The sequence below is a fragment of the Tardiphaga sp. 813_E8_N1_3 genome (assembly GCF_051811025.1).
Classification (GTDB): domain Bacteria; phylum Pseudomonadota; class Alphaproteobacteria; order Rhizobiales; family Xanthobacteraceae; genus Tardiphaga.
Genome location: NZ_JBPWQE010000001.1, coordinates 5134188 through 5152681, shown reverse-complemented (window position 1 = coordinate 5152681; position 18494 = coordinate 5134188). Strand labels below are relative to the sequence as shown.

The window sequence follows — 18494 nt, the reverse complement described above, 5'->3', positions numbered from 1 at the left end:
GATACCCGGGTCAAGCCCGGGTGTGACAACTGAGTTTGTAGCTGCCCCCTCGGGACCGTCATGAAACCACTCGCCCCCATCTCATCCACCGCGCGCGTCGTGCTCGGCATATCCTTCTTCGTGCTGTTTGTGGCGGCATGGTCCTATGCGACCTTTGGCGGCTTCGTCTCCAAGACCTTCCTCGCCAATCCGCTGACCATGCTGGATGACGGCTGGCTGCTCCTGACCAAGCAGGGCTTCCTGCACGACATCGGCATGACCATCTGGCGCGTGATCGGCGGCTTCGTGCTGGCCGCATTGTTCGCGGTGCCGATCGGCATCCTGATGGGCGCCTACAAGCCGATCGAAGCGTTTCTCGAACCCTTCGTGTCCTTTGCGCGCTATCTTCCCGCGTCCGCCTTCATTCCGCTGCTGATCCTGTGGGCCGGCATCGGTGAATTGCAGAAGCTGCTGGTGATTTTCATCGGCTCGGTGTTTCAGCTCGTTCTCATGGTCGCTGTCAGTGTCGGCAGCGTGCGCCGCGATCTAGTCGAGGCATCGCTGACGCTCGGCGCGCGAGACGCCGGCGTGCTCAAGCGCGTTCTCATCCCGTCCGCCGCACCGGAGATCGCGGAGATCCTGCGCCTCGTGCTTGGCTGGGCCTGGACCTATGTCATCGTCGCCGAACTGATCGGCTCGTCCTCGGGCATCGGTCACATGATCATCGACAGCCAGGCGCTGCTGGCCACCGGCCAGATCATCTTCGGCATCATCGTCATCGGCATCATCGGTTTGATTTCGGACTATGCGTTCAAGGCTGCGAACCGGCGCTTGTTTCCGTGGAGCATCATTTGAGCAAGCTCGTCATCGACAACGTCTCGCGGATCTTTCCGGCGGTTCGCGGCGGCACGCCGACGCGCGCGCTGGAGCCGACCAATCTGTCCGTCGCGGACAACGACTTCGTCACGATCCTCGGGCCATCGGGCTGCGGCAAGTCCACGCTGCTGCGCATGGTCGCCGGATTGGATACGCCGACCACCGGCCGCATCCTGCTCGACGGCAAGGCGATCACCGGTCCCGGCGCCGATCGCGGCATGGTGTTCCAATCCTACACGCTGTTTCCCTGGCTCACGGTATCGGAGAATATTTCCTTCGGTCTGCGTGAGCGCGGTGTGTCCCAGCGTGAGCGCAATGACATCGCCAAACAGTGGCTGGAGAAGGTGGGCCTCACCAGTTTCGCCAATCATTTCCCGAAGCAACTCTCCGGTGGCATGCAGCAGCGCACGGCCATCGCTCGCGCGCTCGCCAATGATCCCAAGATCCTGCTGCTCGACGAGCCGTTCGGGGCGCTCGACAACCAGACCCGCGCCTTGATGCAGGAATTGCTGCTCGGCATCTGGGAGCGCGAGCGCAAGACGGTGATCTTCGTTACCCACGATATCGAAGAGGCGATATTTCTTGCTTCGCGAACCGTGGTGATGTCTGCACGTCCCGGTCGTATCAAGGCGGACATTCCGGTCGATTTGCCGCATCCGCGGCACTACACAATCAAGACCACGCCGGCCTTTTCCGACCTGAAAGCACGGTTGACGGAGGAAATCCGCGTCGAAGCCGTGCTCGCGGCCGAAGCGCACTAAGTCCTTTCGCGCACTCCTTCGGCGTCAGGATACCGCTTGAGCGACGCGCGATCTATCGAAGGTTGCGTCGCGCATTGTGTGTCCTTCTCAGGCTGCGCGGTTTTATCCGAACCTTAATTACGTTCGCGGCTGTCTGAAACTCAGGCGCCGCGCAAAACAGTTTGGCGACGTCTCGCACATACGATTGCACCACCTCGGCTGAAAGCCGGTGATCGGGCCATTTCAACGACGGTCCGATGGTTTGAGCAAAGTAATTGCGAGTTGCGTTTATGACGTTGGTGCATGTCGACCAGAGTGATGCCGCTAGGACGCTGCTCGCGGGATTAGAACAGGCCATGGATGCTGTCGTGATGATCGACAGCAAGAACGCCGTCATCCATTTCAACGCCGCTGCCGAACGGCTGTGGGGCTATGAGCGCCGCGAAGTGCTCGGACGAAATGTCAGTTTCCTGGTGCCGATGGCTGTCAAGTCGCAGCATGACGGCTATATCGCCGCGAACCGCACCACCGGTGTCAATCGCATCGTCGGTCATAGCCGCGAGGTGAAAATCGAACGCAAGGACGGCAGCGAGATCTGGGGATCGTTCTCGATGTCGCGCGTCGAGATGAATGGCGAGGTCACCTATATGGGCTTCGTCCGCAATGTGACGGAGGAGGTGAAGCGCAGGGAAGAGATGATCCGGCTGTCCCTCGTGGTCGACAAGACAAAACGCGCTATTTTCATTGTGGGTCGCGATGCCCGCATCTGCTATGTCAACGGCGCCTTCACCGGCATGTTCGGCTACTCGCTGGAAGAGGCGACGGGACTCATCCCCGAGGAATTTCTCGTCGGCGCATATACCAGCCAGGCGACGCTCGCATATCTGGACCAGCAGATCAGAACGGAAGGTTCTGCTGAAGACGAAATTCTTCTTTACGACAAAGCGGGCAACGAGGTCTGGGTCTCGGTTGCCTTGAATGCGATTCACGATGCGGATGGAAAAATCCAGCACCTCGTCGCATTGATGACCGATATCACCGAGAGCAAGCAGCTTCAGTCGCTGCAACATCACATTCTGGAAGCGCTGGCCGATGAGCAGCCGCTGCGCGACATGATGGACAACCTTTGCCGGAAGGTGGAGCAGATCGCGCCCGATGTCGTCTGTTCGGTGCTGCATGTCGATTCCGCGGGACTGCTGCGTCCTTTGGGGGGACCAAGCCTTCCGGCGGGTTATGCACAGGCGCTGGACGGCATTGCCATCGGACCGGATGTCGGGTCCTGCGGGACCGCGGCCTTTCGCGGCCAGCCTGTTCTGGTCACCGATATCGAAAACGATCCTCTATGGCTGCCCTACAACAGCGCGCCGCTGGCTGCCGGTCTGAAGGCCTGCTGGTCGATGCCGATCAAGGCCAAGGATGGGCGCGTCATCGGCACGTTCGCATTCTACTTCAGGGAATGTCGCAGACCCAGCCGCTTGCATCACGGCATCGTCGATGCCTGTGTTCATCTCGCCGCGGTCGCCATCGAGCGTGAAGAAGCGCGCAACGAAATCTCGCGGCTTGCCTATTTCGATGCGCTCACCGGTCTGCCGAACCGGACTCATATGCGCCAGTTGATGGAGCGTGCCGTCGCGGAATGCTCCGCAGATGCGCAGATGGCGCTGATATTTCTTGACCTCGATCACTTCAAGGACGTCAACGATACGCTGGGGCATGCTGTCGGCGATGACTTGCTGGTCGCCGTCACACAGCGGCTTCATCAGCACATCCGCCCCGGCGATATCCTCAGTCGTCAGGGCGGCGATGAATTCATCATCCTGATGCCGAACTGTATCGCGGCAGATGCCTCCCGCATTGCGAGCCGTCTCACCGAGGCGCTATCGGTTCCGTTGCAGCTCGGCGGCACTCAGGTTCCGATTTCCGCCAGCGCCGGCATCAGCATGTTTCCGGACAATGCCCGCGATCTCGATAGCCTGCTGAAATATGCCGATGCGGCAATGTACAAGGCCAAGCAAGCCGGCCGCTCCACGCATCGGTTTTTCAGCAACGACATGGACCGCGTGAGTGATGAGCGCCTTCGTCTCAGCACCGCTTTGCGCCACGCGCTTGCACAAGGCGGTCTGCGGTTGCACTACCAGCCGCAGATACGCGCCGGCAATGGCGATCTGTACGGCGTCGAGGCGCTGGCGCGCTGGCATGATCCCGTATTGGGCGATGTGTCACCGGCGAAATTCATCCCGCTCGCGGAGGAATGCGGCCTCATCGAGCAGATCGGTATCTGGTCGCTGCGCGAGGCGTGCAGGCAGATTGCGGCGTGGCAAAAGGCAGGGCTCGATGTGCCTTGCGTCTCGGTCAACCTGTCGCCGATTAATTTTCTGAATTCGGGATTGCCGGCGTTGATTTCCGACATCATCGCGGAAAACGGGCTGGCGCCGAACAGGCTGATGCTCGAAGTCACCGAGGGCGCGGTGATGAGCGAACACACGACCGCGATCGAGATCATGATGCAGATCCGCGCGGCGGGCATCGGATTGTCGATGGATGATTTCGGCACCGGTTATTCGAGCTTGAGCCGCCTGGCGCATTTGCCGGTGCGCGAGCTGAAGATCGATCGCAGCTTCATGCGCGGTATCGAGACCGAAGTCTGCGCTCTGGCGATCGCCACCGCAGTCGTGCGTGTCGGGCAGAGCCTCAATATGACGGTCGTGGCCGAAGGCGTCGAGACCGAAGAGCAGCGCAGGATTCTCGCTGGGCTGGGCTGTGACGTCATTCAGGGTTTCCTGTATTCGCCCGCATTGTCCGCGTTCGATCTCGAAGCCTGGCTGGTGGCCCGCCATGCCGAACGCTGGGCGGCGCTGGTCGACGAGCGCCGGGCCGAAGCTTCGCAACAGGACATACGGCCGGGTGCGCTTGCGGCCATGTAATCCCGAGAAGTCGACGACTGTCGTTAACGTGGTGTTAACGACATCCGGCATTCCGGCCCCTCGAGATGAGATCGAGCAAACTTCTTAGCTACTGGAGTTCAAATACACTCGTACCTGCGAATGACATTGCCGTTGTAACGAAGACAGCCGTCGTCGTGCTCACGCGGCTCCCGCGATCGAAGGTCGTTTCATGCCTACAAGTCCCGTTGGCCAGCCCAGTGAAGCCGCGAAGGCGCTGTTCTCGGCGTTCGAGCAGGCGGTCGATGCTGTCGTGATCACGGGTGTCGACAGCCAGATCCGACACTTCAATGCCGCGGCCGAGCGGATGTGGGGATATCACCGCGACGAAGTCATCGGTCGACAGATCAGTGTCCTCGTTCCGCTCGACGTGCGCGAACATCTCGATGAAGTGATCGCGGCAAAGTCTGCCATGGATCCCCGAACGGCGGTCAAGGGGCGCCGCGAGTTCAGGATCAGCCGCAAGGACGGGAGCGAGGCCTGGGGCGCGTTCTCGATCTCGCGCGTCGATTATGCCGGCAAGACGCTCTACATCAACTTCATCCGCGACGTGACGGACGATGTCCGTGACCGCGAGCAAAATGCGCTGATGGCGCTGGTTGCCGAAAAGACTGACCGTGTCGTGATGGTCTCCAAGCGCGACATGACCATCGTCTATGTCAACGACGCTTTCACGGAGCTGTTCGGATATACCCTCGCGGAAGCGATGGGCAAACACCCCCGGGATTTGCTGACCGGAGAGTATACCGACAACGAAGCGCTGGAGCGGTTTCACGCGCAAATCGATGCCGAAGGACACGGGCAGGAAGATCTCCTAGTCTACGACAAGGACGGTCACGAGATCTGGATTTCAAGCACCGTCAACGCAGGTCGCAATGAAGCCGGCGAGGTCGAGCACCTCGTCGCGGTGCTCGACGACATCACCGAGAGCAAGCAGATCAATTCGCTGCAGCATCATGTGCTGGAAAATCTCGCCAACGACATGCCGGTCGTGGATGTGATCGGCGATCTCTGCCACCGCGTCGAAGCCATCGCGCCCGATATCGTCTCGTCGGTGCTGCATGTGGACGCGGAAGGCCGGCTCCATCCGCTCGGGGGTCCCAGTCTTCCGCCAACCTTCGCGCCCCTCATTGACGGGTTGGCCATCGGTCCCGATGTCGGGTCCTGCGGCGCTGCGGCCTTTCTCGGCCACGCGGTGTTGGCCACCGATATCGCCACCGATCCGCGGTGGCTGCCCTATAATACCCTGCCACTGGAAGCCGGTTTGCGCGCCTGCTGGTCGACGCCGATCAAGGCGCGGGATGGTCGCGTGATCGGCGCCTTTGCGTTCTACTTTAGCGAGACGCGGGGGCCGACGCGCTGGCACCAGACCATCGTCGATGCCTGTGTGCATCTGTGCGCACTGGCCATTGAACGGCACGAGGCCCGCAGCGAGATCGCGCGTCTGGCCTATTTCGATGCGCTGACCGGCCTGCCGAACCGCGCGCAACTGCGCCAGATCCTGACGGGGCTGATCGACAGGAGCAAGCCGCGCGACCGCATTGCCGTGATGTTCCTCGATATCGATCACTTCAAGGACGTCAACGACACGCTCGGTCATTCCATTGGCGACGAGTTGCTGGTCGCGGTCACGCAACGACTCTGCAGGCAGATCCGGCCGGCCGACACGCTGAGCCGGCAGGGCGGCGACGAATTCGTCATTGTGCTGCCGAATTGCGATGTCGAAGGCGCCGCCTTGATCGCCAGCCGCTTGCTCGAGACGCTGTTGCCGCCCATGCAGCTTGGCGCCAAGCTGGTGCCGGTATCGGCCAGCATCGGCGTTAGTATCTATCCCGACAATGCCGGTGATATCGACGGTCTGCTCAAACATGCCGATGCGGCGATGTATCAGGCCAAGCAGGCTGGCCGCTCGACCTATCGCTTCTTCAGCGCGGAAATGAATCGCCTCAGCGAAGAGCGACTCGCCTTCAGCACGGCGCTGCGCAATGCCATCGTGCAGGGTGCGCTGCGGCTTCACTATCAGCCGCAGGTGCGCGCTGATGGTCGCCTTTACGGTGTCGAGGCGCTGGCCCGCTGGTCCGATCCGATACTCGGTGAAGTGCCGCCATCGAAATTCATCCCGCTCGCGGAAGAATACGGGCTGATCGAGCTGATCGGCACCTGGTCGCTGCGCGAGGCATGCCGGCAGGTCGCGGCCTGGCGCAAAGATGGCATCGACGTACCCGGCGTCTCGGTCAATCTGTCGCCGATCAATTTCCAGAATGGCGATCTCGCCACGCTGGTCGGCGAGGTGATCGCCGAAAACGGTCTGTCGCCGGACATGCTGATACTGGAAGTCACCGAAGGCGTGGTGATGAGCGAGCATTCGACCGCCATCGAGACCATGGAGAAAATTCGCAAGTCCGGCGTACGGCTGTCGATGGATGATTTCGGCACCGGCTATTCCAGCCTCAGCCGTCTCGCGCATCTGCCGATCCGTGAGTTGAAGATCGATCGCAGCTTCATGCGTGGTCTTGAAAGCGAGGCGAGCGCGCTGGCGATTACGCGCGCCATCATACGCGTCGGCCAGAGTCTCGACATGATCGTGGTCGCCGAGGGCGTCGAGACCGATGGGCAACGCCGGATTCTCACGGAACTCGGCTGCGACGTTATCCAGGGCTTCGTCTATTCGCCGGCGCTGTCGGTGCCGGATTTCGAACACTGGCTCGCGAGTCACGAAATGTCGCGTACCGCCGCGACCCTGAGCGACATGCGGCGTCAGGCGGACCGGACGCGCGGCGCCGTGCCCGTCAGGCGCATCCCTTAGCCTTTACCGCTTGTCGAGCATCTCGCGCACTTTGCCGCCGAGCGCGGCTTGCGTGATCGGCTTTTGCAGCAGCGACACGCCAGGATCGAGCCGGCCCTGATGCACGATGGCGTTGCGCGAATAGCCGGTCATGAACAGTACTCTCAGCTTCGGCAGCCGCTTCTGCATCTCGTCGGCCAGCAGTCGCCCGTTCATGCCGGGCATCACAATATCGGTCAGCAGCAGGTCGAACGGTTCGGGGTCGGCGGAAAAATCGGCCAGCGCTGCGTCGGCATTGCCGGCTTCGCGGACCTGATAGTTGAGACCTTCCAGCGTCTCGACCAGGTAGGACCGCACATCCGGATCGTCCTCCACCACCATCACCGTTTCATTGCCCTTGCTGCCGACGATGCGCCTCTCGATTTCGGTCGATTGCTCCGTATGCTGTCTGCTGCGCGGCAGATAGACCTTGATGGTCGTGCCTTCGCCGACCTCGCTATAGATCTTCACATGGCCGCCGGATTGCTTGACGAAGCCGTAGACCTGGCTCAGGCCGAGACCGGTGCCCTGTCCGGGCTCCTTGGTGGTGAAGAACGGGTCGAAGGCGCGCTCCTGCACGTCCTTTGGCATGCCCGGGCCGGTATCCGTCACCGAGATCAGGACATACTGTCCGATGACGACATCGGAATGTTGCAGGGCGTAGATCTCGTCGATGAAAGCATTGCTGGTTTCGATCGTCAGCTTGCCGATCTTCAGATGGTCTTGGCCGGCCATGGCGTCGCGTGCATTGACCACGAGATTGAGGATGGCGGCTTCCATCTGGCTCGGATCGACCTCGACCTGCCACAGCCCGGCGCCGCCGACGATTTCGAGATCGATATTCTCGCTCAATGTGCGCTGGAAGAAGTCCGACATACCGTGGAGCAATCCATTGACGTTGATGGTCTTCGGGTCGAGCGGCTGCTTGCGCGCGAAGGCGAGCAGGCGCTGGGTCAGCACCACGGCGCGCTGCGCGCCGCCGGCTGCGCTGGCAATGACGCGCCTGAGGCGATCGCGCGACGATTCCGTCCAGGTCGAGATGCTGTGTTCGGCGATTTCGAGATTGCCGATGATGATGGTCAGCAGATTGTTGAAGTCATGGGCGACGCCGCCGGTGAGATGGCCGATCGCTTCCATCTTCTGCGTATGGCGCAGCATGTCCTCGGCCTCGCGCCGGTGCCGGCCTTCTTCGATCAGCGCCAGTTCGGTCTCGCGCAATTGCGCGGGCGAGGGGATCGCCAGCAGCCGCGGCAGCAGCGGCCAGAGAATCGCTGCGGTGACGACCGAGGCGATGGCGGTGATCGCCTTGAGGATTCCTTCGGCGCCATAGGCCGGAACCCACAGCGTGTAGATCGACATCACATGGGTCAGGCCGCAGGCCATGATGAAGAGCGCGAAGGCCCAGAAGATCCAGCCGAACTCCACATCGCGGCGCTTCCAGACGAAGATCGTGAGCGCGATGGGGATCGAGAAATAGGCCGCGGCGATCAGTGCATCCGAGCCGACGTGAAGCCAGATCAGGCCGGGATCCCACAACAGACAAATGCCGTGCGGGGCAAACATGGAACTATCGAGAAAGTTCTGGAGTGATGCCCACATCGTCTGCCCCTGCCGATAGCTGGTATCTAGCAACCGAGGGTGACCGGGCGGTGTGGGGGCGTCAAGCGTGAGCGCAAGTGCGAACGGGGCTTATCAGCCGCGGAATGCGCTGTGGGGATTGGCGAATTCGGTCAGGGCGCCGATGATCTGGTGCTGGCGATAGGGTTTGGCAATGAAGCGGCCGCCATCGGGCAGGTCGCGCTCGCCTATTCTGAAGTGGCCTGATGTCGCGATGATGCGAATGGGCGGCCAGCGATTGGCGACGGCATGGGCGAGCTTGAGCCCGTTCATCGAGCCGGGCATGTCGATATCGGTAAAGATGATCCGGATATCGTTACGCGCTTCGAGCACGCGGATCGCAGCGTCGGCATCCTCCGCCTCGATCACCCGGAAGCCGGCTTCCTCGATCATTTCGACCGCAAACATGCGCAGTAGCACATCGTCCTCGACGACCAGGACGGTGGCGGGGAGGGCGGCGTCGTTTGCGGAAGCGTCTTGGGCCATGGGGTTTGAACCTTGATCGCCGGTTCCATGGGCCACAGGGCCGGGATGGTTCGGGTCGAAAGCGTCGGTCAGTCTAAACGTGATCAATCCAATACGAATATAGGTCGCGTAAAAACTGTTTTGGTTCGCATCTCCTTGCTAAGCGAGCTGCTCGCGCTTTCGTTCCGCCGCATGCGAAAAAAAATCCGTGAAGATGACGGAAATCCGCGGCGGCCGTCGGGTCATTCGTTTTTACGCCCGGCATCGGTGCGGTCGCGGACCGTCTTGAACACGCCATGCGCCGTGGCGACCACGTGATCGTTCACGCTGACCTCGGTGCTCATGAAGATCAGGCTCTTGGTGGCACGCACGACCTTGGGCCGGGAGATCATCAGGTCGCCGATCCGCGCGGCATCGACGAAATAGGTATCCATCTGGACCGTGGCGAGCGCCTCAACCCCCGCAGCCTCGCGCGCCGCCATACCGCAGCTCCGGTCGGCCAGCGTCATCACCGCGCCGCCCTGAACCACGCCGCGGCGGTTGCGGTGCTTGTCCTGGCCGAGAATGGCGAATTCGTTGATGCCATCGACGATCCGGTGCCACATCGGGCCGACGAAATGGATGAACCCGTCATCGTCCATGATGCTCCAGCCGGCGGCTTCGAGTTCAGCATTGGCCGCGTCAGTCGCCGCATCAGTCATGGATTTTCCTTCTCGCGAGATTTCGATGGGCTGGAGGGAGTAAGTGCTAGGTCATACAAAAGCGTGGGGCAGGTGGATAGGATGTCGCGACGAGGGACCGCCTCGCGATCTGCATGGCTCGTAGCTCGTTATTCCCCGCCGTCATTCCGGGGCGCGGCCGGCACTTGCCGGACGCGAGCCCGGAATCCCAGAGTGTTTTGCTCTACGGAGACTCCAACGTTGAGATTCCGGGTTCAGTCCCGTCGCCTTCGGCGCCGGTCCCGCCCCGGAATGACGAGTTTGGAGCGCTCAAACATTTTTTCCTATCACCCGTTGACAGTATCCCCATCAGGTTTATATTCCCCTCCGTCCGGCCCCACCGAGAGGGGCGAGCGCGATCGTCACGTTCGCGGGGCTGGATGCGGTGGACGCCGGAGATGCGGCGTTACGCGGTTTGGGGGTGACGTCTGTCTTCGGGCAGGACGAATCTGCGCCAGCACTGCCACTGGCAAGGAGACGGCCGAGTTTGGGATGGAAAGACTCTCTGGACAGTGTGACGGACGACCAAAGTCAAAACGTGTCCGGCCTATTCGCTTGAGGCTCCCTTCCCATCGCCTTGGGACTTTAATTCGGTGATCGGATCGTTCGCTGAGGCAAAGTGCAAGCAACCGAAAAAACACCGCATGCGGAACGCCGGGCACTTCGCCCAGCGCGTCCGAAAGTCCTGATGCACTCCAAATTGCGGAAGACCGCATTCGCATCAGGCCCAAGGGTGCAACGGGCACCCGGCGTTCCGCACGCCCTCTCACAGGGGGGCAGGGAATGCGAGAGACGACGGCGCCCCCGCGCCGCAAATAATGGGGGCGATGACGCATGTCTGAAGCACCGTGGCTGTTTGACATTCACATCAGCGATGGCGCGCAGGCACCAGAGGAATCCCTCCCCCTTGTGGGGAGGGTCGGCCGATAGGCCGGGGTGGGGGTGCCACAAGCGATGCTCTCGCGTGTTGCGCCACCCCACCCGTCACGTCGCTCGCAAGTGCTCGCAACGTGCCACCCTCCCCACTACGCGGCTTCGCCGCTTGAGGGAGGGAAAAGGAAGAGCTCCGCTACACTATCTTTCTACACCTTCACCATCCGCTTGCCGCGGTTCTCACCGGCCAGCAGGCCGATCAGTGCCTGCGGCGTGTTCTCCAGCCCGTCGATGACATCCTCCTGCACCTTGAGCTTGCCGGCGGCGACCCAGGACTGCAGATCCGTCAGGGCCTTTTCGCGCTGGTTCATATAGTCCATCACGATGAAGCCCTGCATGATCAGGCGTTTCACCACGATGAGACCGGGCACGCCGCGCGGGCCGGTCGCCGAGGGCGCGCCGTCATATTGCGAGATGGCGCCGCAGCAGGCGATGCGGCCGTTGAGATTCATCTGTGCGAGACAAGCCTCGAGAATTTCGCCGCCGACATTGTCGAAATACACGTCGATGCCATTGGGGGCCGCCGCCTTCAGCGCCTTGAACACCGCGCCGTCTTTGTAGTCCACCGCCGCATCGAAGCCGAGTTCTTTGGTCAGCCAGTCGCACTTGTCCTTGCCGCCGGCGATACCGACCACCCGGCAGCCCTTGATCTTGGCGATCTGGCCGACGATGGAGCCGACCGAGCCGGCCGCTGCCGAGACGACGACGGTCTCGCCGGCCTTGGGCTTGCCGACGTCCAGCAGGCCGAAATAGGCTGTAAGTCCGGCGATGCCATAGACGCTGAGCAGATGCGTCATCGGTTCCATCCGTGGCATCTTGTTGAGATGCTTGGCCGGCACCGCCGCGTAATTCTGCCAGCCGGTGTCGCCGAACACGATGTCGCCCGGCTTCAGCGCAGGCGATTTCGACGACACGACTTCGGCAATGCCGCCGCCCGCCATTACCGTATTGGCCTCGACGGCAGCGCGATAGGTCGCGCCATGCATCCATGCGCGATTGGCAGCATCGAGCGAGATGTAGCGCACGCGCAGCAGCGCTTCGCCATCTTTCGGCTCAGGAATCTGGCCCTTTGATAGTTTGAAATGCTCGGGTCCCAATTTTCCTGTGGGCTTTTCGACGAGCAGTACCTGATGATTGACGGTGTCGGTCATGGCCGTTGTCTCCCTGTTCTTTCCTCTGTCGAAACTTGTTGCAGTCACCGCGTACAAAACAATCAGACTGCACAGTTTTTATAGTTAGTACTGACGCTATGCGGCAGCGCGGCATTCCACAACGGCTATTTGCCGCCTGATGATACCGAAACGGTACGCAGCTGACGAAGCTTGTTGCGCGCCCTGATCAATATGACAGACTGTCGCAGTTGGGAATGTGTAACGGGGGTCGGTATGTCGAACAGGTTTACGCAATACATTCTGATCGCGATGGCGCTGGGCATCGTGATGGGCTCGTTGGTTTTTAACTATTTGCCCGATAGCCGCGGCGAGATCGCGGCCGACGTCAATCTGATCGCCATGTTGTTTCTGCGCCTGATCAAGATGATCATCGCGCCCCTGGTTTTCGCCACGCTGGTCGGCGGCATCGCCCATATGGGCTCGGGCTCCAAGCTCGGCCGCATCTTTGCCAAGACCATGGGCTGGTTTGTCAGCGCCTCCTTCATCTCGCTGTTGCTCGGCCTCGTGATGGTCAACCTGTTGCAGCCGGGCGCGAATTTCCCGGGGACGCTGCCGGCCGCCGGCCAGTCGACCGGCCTGCAGACATCGGCTTTCTCGATCGAGAAGTTCCTGACCCATTTGATCCCGACCTCCATCGCGGATGCGATGGCGCAGAACGAGATCTTGCAGATCGTCATCTTCGCCGTGTTCTTCGCAGTTGCGATGGGTGCGATGCCGGAACGGTCCAAGCCGATGCTGCAACTGATCGATGACCTCGGTCACATCATGCTGAAGGTGACCGGCTATGTGATGCTGTTCGCACCGCTCGCGGTGTGGGCGGCGATCATGGCGACGGTCTCGAAGAACGGCCTCGGCGTGCTATGGAAGCTGATCGTCTTCATGGGTGGCTTCTATCTGTCGCTGGCGATTCTGTGGGGCATCCTCGTGGTGGTCGGCTTCATTGTCATCGGGCCGCGCTACAGCCATCTGCTGCGGCTGATCCGCGAGCCACTGATGATCGCGTTCTCCACCGCAAGTTCGGAAGCGGCCTATCCGAAGACGCTGGAAGGCCTCAACCGCTTCGGCGCCTCGTCGCGCATCTCGAGCTTCGTGCTGCCGCTGGGCTATTCGTTCAATCTCGACGGCACGATGATGTACTGCACCTTCGCCAGTATCTTCATCGCGCAGACCTATCACATCGAAATGTCGCTCGGCACGCAGCTCGCGATGCTGGCAACGCTGATGATCACCTCGAAGGGCGTGGCCGGCGTGCCGCGCGCATCCTTGGTGGTGATCGCGTCCACGCTCAGCCAGTTCAATATTCCCGAAGCCGGCCTGTTGATGATCATGGGTATCGATACGTTCTTGGATATGGGTCGCAGCGCCACCAATGTGATCGGCAACTCGTTGGCCACGGCGGTGGTCGCGAAATGGGAAGGCGAACTCGCGCCCGAACATGAACTCGGCCCCGATGATGTCGTGCCGGGCAACATGATTCCCGGAGAAATCCCCGCTCTCGGGCATGGATGAGGTGCAAGATGCGCCATGATTTGACCGGTTCGATTACCGGAATTCTGGCAGCATTGCTGCTGGCGACGACCGCGCAGGCGCAAGCGCCTGCGGAAGGGCTTAGTCCGACGCTGGCGGCGATCAAGAAGGCACATGTGGTCAAGCTCGGCTATCGCGAAAGCTCGCCGCCGTTCTCGTTCCTCGATCAGGCCGGCCGCCCGATCGGCTACAGTCTCGAACTCTGCGAGGCCATCGTCGAGGACATCGGCATTGAGGTCGACGATCCCCAGCTCAAGATCGAATACGTCAAGGTCACGTCGGACGATCGCATCCCTGCCGTCATCGACGGCAAGATCGATCTTGAATGTGGCTCGACCACAGCCAATGCCGAACGGCGCAAGCAGGTCGCGTTCTCGCCGCTGATGTTCGTTGCCGGCACCAAGCTGATGGTGCCGAAAACCACGACGGGTACCGCGCCGACCGATTTCAAGGGCAAGACCATCGTCGTCACCAAGGGCACGACCAACGAGCAGGCGATGTACGCGGTCGACAAGAAGTTCAATCTCGGCCTCAACATCGTGGTCTCGCCCGATCATGAGCAGAGCTACCAGATGCTGGTCGACGGCAAGGCCGATGCCTTCGCGACCGACGATATCCTGCTGTCGGGGCTGATCGCGCGGCACAAGTCGCAGGACAAGTTTCGCGTCGTCGGCGACTACCTGTCCTACGATCCCTACGGCATCATGTTCCGCAAAGGCGAGAAGCAGCTCAGCGACGTCGTCGAGCGTACCTTCCGGCGGCTCGGCTCGAATCGCGATCTGATCCCGCTCTACAACAAATGGTTCGTTGCGCGTCTGCCGACAGGAGAGCGCATGGGCGTGTCGATCTCGCCGCAGCTCGAGGAGAGCTTTAAAGTGCTGGACGATTCAGCGGGCGGGACGAATTGACCACAAACTGTCATTCCGGGGCGCGCTCTTGCGCGAACCCGGAATCCGGATGTGTTTGGCTGCCCGGAGACTCTCATGTTGAGATTCCGGGTGCGCGTCCGGCAAGTGCCGGCCACGCCCCGGAATGACGAGCGTGAGATCTCAGAAAAACACCAAATCCTGCGCCTTGCCGCCGCGCAGCACCGTGGCATATTCGATCGCCGCAAACAGTCCACCCGCCACATAGATCTTGCGTGGCACGGCGCGCGCGAGTTGCTGGCTGAGGCGCACCGCGTCTTCCATGGCATTGGCCACATGAATGCGCGCCGCCGGATGAGCCTTGCGCGCCGCAGCGCCGACCACGCGCGCGTCGGCGCCCTTGTGATAGGCGCGGGTACAGACGATCGTATCGAAATTGGGCGCGAGGTGTTTGGCGATATCGTCGACATTCTTGTCGCCGGAGACGCCGAGCACCAGCAACCAGTTGTCATCGCCATGGATGGTGCGAAGGCTCTTCAGGGCCTGTGCCACGCCATCAGGCGTATGGCCGACATCGATCACGGTCAGGGGATCGCGCTGAATGATCTCGAGCCGTCCCGGCCATCTGGTGTCGCGCAGCCCGGTCCGGACCGCGAGATCGATGGCACTGGTGGTCGCATCCGGATGCATGCGCTGCATCCAGAGAATGAACAGCGCAGCCGCTATGGCGGCATTGTTGAGCTGGAACTCGCCGGCCAGCATCAGTTCGAGCGCGCGCAGGTCGAATGCGCCCAGCCGGCAGTTGAAGGCCTGGGCTTTGGCTGATGCAAAGACGTTGCTGATCGTGATCTCGTCGCCGACATGCAGGCCGGTGACGTTGCGGTTGCGATTGTACTCGGCGAGATTGCCGCGCATGGACAGGCAGTTCTCGCCATAGACGACCGTGCCGCCCGAGATACATGCATCGCTCTTGTCGCAGGCGATCAGCTCCAGCGAGTTGCCGAGCAGGTTGACGTGTTCGAGATCGACCGAGGTGACGCAGGTGATGTCGGCGCCGACCAGCCGAACCGGATCGTAGCGTCCGCCGATGCCCGCTTCGAACACGGCGAATTCGCATTCGGTCTCCTGGAAATACAGGCAGGCCAGTGCGAACTGCGCCTCGAAGGCGCCAAAGACCTCATCCAGTGTGTGCTGCTTGAGATCGGCGATGGCGGTGGCGACACGCAGCACGAGGGCTTCCAGCAACTCGTCATCGACGGGTACGCCGTCGACTTGGAAGCGCTCGTTGAAGCGATAGAGATGCGGCGAGGTGAACAGCCCGGTCCGCAGGCCGAAGGCGCGGCCGATGCTGGCGCAGAATGCCGCCGTGCTGCCTTTGCCGTTCGAGCCGGCGACGACGACGGAATGTTTGCGCAGCCTGATACGGTCGATGGACAGCGCATCGAGCAGCAGGGACAGCCGCGCGAGGCAGAGGCCGTCGCCATATTTGGGCAGGTTAAACATCGAGCAGGCCGATCGCCGTGAATGTATGTCGCCAGATGCGCAGGATCAGATCCTCGCGGCCGCTGTCTTCGAGAAAGCGGATCGAGGGATTGGCATTGACCTCGATCACGCGCAAGGCCGCAGCATCGCCGTCGATATCCGTAAACAGGTCGACCGCGCCAGCGCGCAGGCCGAGCGCCTTGGCGGCCTGCAGCGCCATCGCAAAGGCGACAGTCTCGTTGCCCGGTGCAGCAAAGCTCATGCTACCGCCTGCGCTGCGGTTCATCCGGCCGGGAATCGCGCGTCGCTCACCATATGGCAGCACGCGATCGAGGGAGGTGTCGTCGGGATCTGTGGTGGCTGACGAAATGCCGTGGCGGTCCAGCGTGGACGTCTCCGCGGCGATCAATTGCCTGAGCGTCGCCTTGCCGTTGCCCGTTACGAAGGGCGCCGTCTTCTGCGCGCAATACACGACGTCGTCGTCGAGGATGAAGACGCGATATTCTTGGCCGGTATAGATGCGCTGCATCAGGATCGCGTCATAATACTGCGCAACCTGCCTGAGATAGGCCATCAGCGCATCGCCGCCCGTGACGATCTCCGCAAAGTCGCCGCGCGATCCCATGAGCGGTTTGATGAAGGCCCGGTCGCCGAGTTCGGCAAAATGCCAGACGGCGTCGGCATGTTCGTGGCCGGGCGGGCGATGGGCGCGATAACGCTCATGCAGGAAGAAGTATTTTCCGCCCAAAGTCGGGACGCCGGCGCGCTCCATCAGCACATTGGCGAAATACTTGTCATTCGCCAGCGTCGCAGCCGTGGCATTGTTCTGCGGAAAGAACGAGGCGCGTCCGCCGCCGAAGGATGCGCTCCTGCCGTTGCGGCCGACAGTGAAGATCAGCCCCGTTCCGCCATCGACGTCGGCGAAATCCAGCCCGAACTGGCGGCAAGCGTATTCGGCATAGATCGACTGGTCGGGATAGAATGGGGGCTTTCCGGCCCGAATGTCGCGAAGGGATGTCATCAAGAACCAGGCCGACGATTGAACGAAAAGCCGCCTGCGACGACTTTAACGTGGTGGCCGGAAACTACCGGATCGGGATCGGGCGATCCAGCCGGATACCATTAACGGTGTCCGGCAAGAAATTGAACGAAACCTCCCATATCGGGTAATTTAATGTCGCGGCCAGATGGGCTGCTGCTGCATGGGTAACCTGCTTTGGAAATTAATCGACCGCCTCCCTCAGTCCGCAATTGCACTTCATGGCTTCTTTGACTAATTGTCATTCGCAGCTGCGAGAACCAAAATTAGCCAATAGCCGCAATGGTTTCTCGGCATCGTGACGCGGCAAACAATGGACTTGTTCTAAAAAAGCCCGCACTGGAAAATCAAATCTCATGAGCGCCTTTCACAGAGAGAAAGTTCTTTCTGTCCAGCATTGGACCGATACACTTTTCAGCTTCAAAGCCACCCGCGACACCTCGTTCCGCTTCCAGAACGGCCAGTTCGCCATGATCGGCCTTGAGGTCGACGGCAAGCCGCTGCTGCGCGCCTATTCCATGGCCAGCGCGAACCACGAGGAAGAGCTGGAATTCTTCAGCATCAAGGTGCCGGATGGCCCGCTGACCTCGCGCCTGCAGAAAATCAAGGAAGGCGACACCATCCTGGTCGCGCGTAAGGCGGTGGGCACGCTGGTCACCGACAGTCTGCTGCCGGGCAAACGCCTTCTCATGCTGTCGACCGGCACCGGTCTCGCGCCCTTTGCCAGCCTGATCAAGGATCCCGAAGTCTATGAGCAGTACGAGCAGGTCGTGCTGGTGCATGGCTGCCGGCAGGTCTCGGAGCTGGCCTATGGCGAGCGCCTGGTCGAACGACTCCAGAAGGACGAGCTGTTCGGGGAGCTGATGAAGGACAAGTTCACCTATTATCCAACGGTCACCCGCGAGCCCTTCCGCAATCGCGGCCGCATCACCGACCTGATCGAGTCCGGCCAGATCTTCAAGGATATCGGCCAGGGCCTGCTCGACATCGCCACCGACCGCGTCATGCTGTGCGGCAGTCCGGCGATGCTCGAAGACCTGAAGGTCATGTTTGAGAAGCTCGATTTCACCGAAGGCAGCGGCAACAAGCCCGGTCATTTCGTGATCGAGAAGGCTTTCGTCGAGCGCTAAGGCAGCCCGACACCATCGAAATGCACTGCACTGCAAAACCCGCGCTTCGGTGCGGGTTTTGTCGTTTCAGGCTCTCGCTTTTGGCAACAATTCATTGAGCGTGGCGCGCTAGATTGGGCGCTCGGGTGCGATGCTCTGCGGCAACGCGCTTGTGATGTTTGCGTCATCGGGTCTGTGTAACGC

Annotated in this window: 13 protein-coding genes; 7 read left to right on the top strand and 6 right to left on the bottom strand. The window is 61.2% G+C overall.

Annotation, left to right across the window (positions count from 1 at the left end; all coding sequences use genetic code 11):
• Nucleotides 1-60 precede the first annotated feature (60 nt).
• The 4 genes from AB8A33_RS24430 to AB8A33_RS24415 all read left to right on the top strand — a co-directional run bounded on the left by AB8A33_RS24430 (nucleotide 61) and on the right by AB8A33_RS24415 (nucleotide 7343).
• Nucleotides 61-834, top strand: coding sequence for an ABC transporter permease (locus tag AB8A33_RS24430; RefSeq protein ID WP_439095106.1), 774 nt, complete (start codon nucleotides 61-63; stop codon nucleotides 832-834).
• The gene (locus AB8A33_RS24425) at nucleotides 831-1616 is read left to right on the top strand and encodes an ABC transporter ATP-binding protein (RefSeq protein WP_092140076.1); all 786 of its coding nucleotides are present in this window, start codon (nucleotides 831-833) and stop codon (nucleotides 1614-1616) included. The genes AB8A33_RS24430 and AB8A33_RS24425 overlap by 4 nt, the downstream gene beginning before the upstream one ends.
• A 269-nt stretch (nucleotides 1617-1885) precedes the next feature.
• The gene (locus AB8A33_RS24420) at nucleotides 1886-4519 is read left to right on the top strand and encodes an EAL domain-containing protein (protein ID WP_439095105.1); all 2634 of its coding nucleotides are present in this window, start codon (nucleotides 1886-1888) and stop codon (nucleotides 4517-4519) included.
• 190 nt (nucleotides 4520-4709) lie between these two features.
• Complete coding sequence (locus AB8A33_RS24415; RefSeq protein WP_439095103.1) at nucleotides 4710-7343, top strand: EAL domain-containing protein; 2634 nt, start codon at nucleotides 4710-4712, stop codon at nucleotides 7341-7343.
• A 3-nt stretch (nucleotides 7344-7346) separates the two neighbouring features.
• On the opposite strand, the gene AB8A33_RS24410 is transcribed toward AB8A33_RS24415, so the two are convergent.
• From AB8A33_RS24410 to AB8A33_RS24395, 4 genes are all read right to left on the bottom strand, one after another.
• Nucleotides 7347-8924, bottom strand: a complete 1578-nt coding sequence (locus tag AB8A33_RS24410) for an ATP-binding protein (protein WP_439095102.1) — start codon at nucleotides 8922-8924, stop codon at nucleotides 7347-7349.
• Nucleotides 8925-9053: 129 nt separating this feature from the next.
• Nucleotides 9054-9464 (bottom strand): response regulator, encoded by a 411-nt coding sequence (locus AB8A33_RS24405; protein WP_439095100.1) that lies wholly within the window; start codon nucleotides 9462-9464, stop codon nucleotides 9054-9056.
• Nucleotides 9465-9685: 221 nt separating this feature from the next.
• On the bottom strand, nucleotides 9686-10144 hold the full coding sequence (locus AB8A33_RS24400; RefSeq protein WP_439095099.1) for a PaaI family thioesterase: 459 nt from the start codon (nucleotides 10142-10144) through the stop codon (nucleotides 9686-9688).
• 1100 nt (nucleotides 10145-11244) lie between these two features.
• Nucleotides 11245-12246: an NADP-dependent oxidoreductase gene (locus AB8A33_RS24395; protein ID WP_439095097.1), complete on the bottom strand. Its 1002-nt coding sequence runs from the start codon at nucleotides 12244-12246 to the stop codon at nucleotides 11245-11247.
• 234 nt (nucleotides 12247-12480) lie between these two features.
• Here AB8A33_RS24395 and AB8A33_RS24390 point away from each other — a divergent pair, with 234 nt between their 5' ends.
• Nucleotides 12481-13776 carry a dicarboxylate/amino acid:cation symporter gene (locus tag AB8A33_RS24390; protein ID WP_439095096.1) on the top strand — a complete coding sequence of 432 codons (1296 nt, stop codon included), beginning with the start codon at nucleotides 12481-12483 and terminating at the stop codon, nucleotides 13774-13776.
• A gap of 8 nt (nucleotides 13777-13784) precedes the next feature.
• Nucleotides 13785-14702: an amino acid ABC transporter substrate-binding protein gene (locus tag AB8A33_RS24385; protein WP_439095094.1), complete on the top strand. Its 918-nt coding sequence runs from the start codon at nucleotides 13785-13787 to the stop codon at nucleotides 14700-14702.
• A gap of 141 nt (nucleotides 14703-14843) precedes the next feature.
• On the opposite strand, the gene AB8A33_RS24380 is transcribed toward AB8A33_RS24385, so the two are convergent.
• Nucleotides 14844-16163, bottom strand: a complete 1320-nt coding sequence (locus tag AB8A33_RS24380; protein ID WP_439095093.1) for a bifunctional folylpolyglutamate synthase/dihydrofolate synthase — start codon at nucleotides 16161-16163, stop codon at nucleotides 14844-14846.
• On the bottom strand, nucleotides 16156-17163 hold the full coding sequence (locus AB8A33_RS24375; protein WP_439095092.1) for a hypothetical protein: 1008 nt from the start codon (nucleotides 17161-17163) through the stop codon (nucleotides 16156-16158). The genes AB8A33_RS24380 and AB8A33_RS24375 overlap by 8 nt, the downstream gene beginning before the upstream one ends.
• Nucleotides 17164-17537: 374 nt before the next feature.
• On the opposite strand from AB8A33_RS24375, the gene AB8A33_RS24370 reads away from it, so the two are divergent.
• Complete coding sequence (locus tag AB8A33_RS24370) at nucleotides 17538-18311, top strand: ferredoxin--NADP reductase (protein WP_439095091.1); 774 nt, start codon at nucleotides 17538-17540, stop codon at nucleotides 18309-18311.
• Nucleotides 18312-18494 lie beyond the last annotated feature (183 nt).

Excerpts from the sequence above, each read along its gene's own strand:
- AB8A33_RS24380 (WP_439095093.1), bottom strand. The coding sequence starts at position 16,163 with ATGTTTAACCTGCCCAAATATGGCGACGGCCTCTGCCTCGCGCGGCTG.
- AB8A33_RS24400 (WP_439095099.1), bottom strand. The coding sequence starts at position 10,144 with ATGACTGATGCGGCGACTGACGCGGCCAATGCTGAACTCGAAGCCGCC.
- AB8A33_RS24410 (WP_439095102.1), bottom strand. The coding sequence starts at position 8,924 with ATGTTTGCCCCGCACGGCATTTGTCTGTTGTGGGATCCCGGCCTGATC.
- AB8A33_RS24405 (WP_439095100.1), bottom strand. The coding sequence starts at position 9,464 with ATGGCCCAAGACGCTTCCGCAAACGACGCCGCCCTCCCCGCCACCGTC.
- AB8A33_RS24415 (WP_439095103.1), top strand. The coding sequence starts at position 4,710 with ATGCCTACAAGTCCCGTTGGCCAGCCCAGTGAAGCCGCGAAGGCGCTG.
- AB8A33_RS24375 (WP_439095092.1), bottom strand. The coding sequence starts at position 17,163 with ATGACATCCCTTCGCGACATTCGGGCCGGAAAGCCCCCATTCTATCCC.
- AB8A33_RS24420 (WP_439095105.1), top strand. The coding sequence starts at position 1,886 with ATGACGTTGGTGCATGTCGACCAGAGTGATGCCGCTAGGACGCTGCTC.
- AB8A33_RS24395 (WP_439095097.1), bottom strand. The coding sequence starts at position 12,246 with ATGACCGACACCGTCAATCATCAGGTACTGCTCGTCGAAAAGCCCACA.
- AB8A33_RS24370 (WP_439095091.1), top strand. The coding sequence starts at position 17,538 with ATGAGCGCCTTTCACAGAGAGAAAGTTCTTTCTGTCCAGCATTGGACC.
- AB8A33_RS24430 (WP_439095106.1), top strand. The coding sequence starts at position 61 with ATGAAACCACTCGCCCCCATCTCATCCACCGCGCGCGTCGTGCTCGGC.
- AB8A33_RS24385 (WP_439095094.1), top strand. The coding sequence starts at position 13,785 with ATGCGCCATGATTTGACCGGTTCGATTACCGGAATTCTGGCAGCATTG.
- AB8A33_RS24390 (WP_439095096.1), top strand. The coding sequence starts at position 12,481 with ATGTCGAACAGGTTTACGCAATACATTCTGATCGCGATGGCGCTGGGC.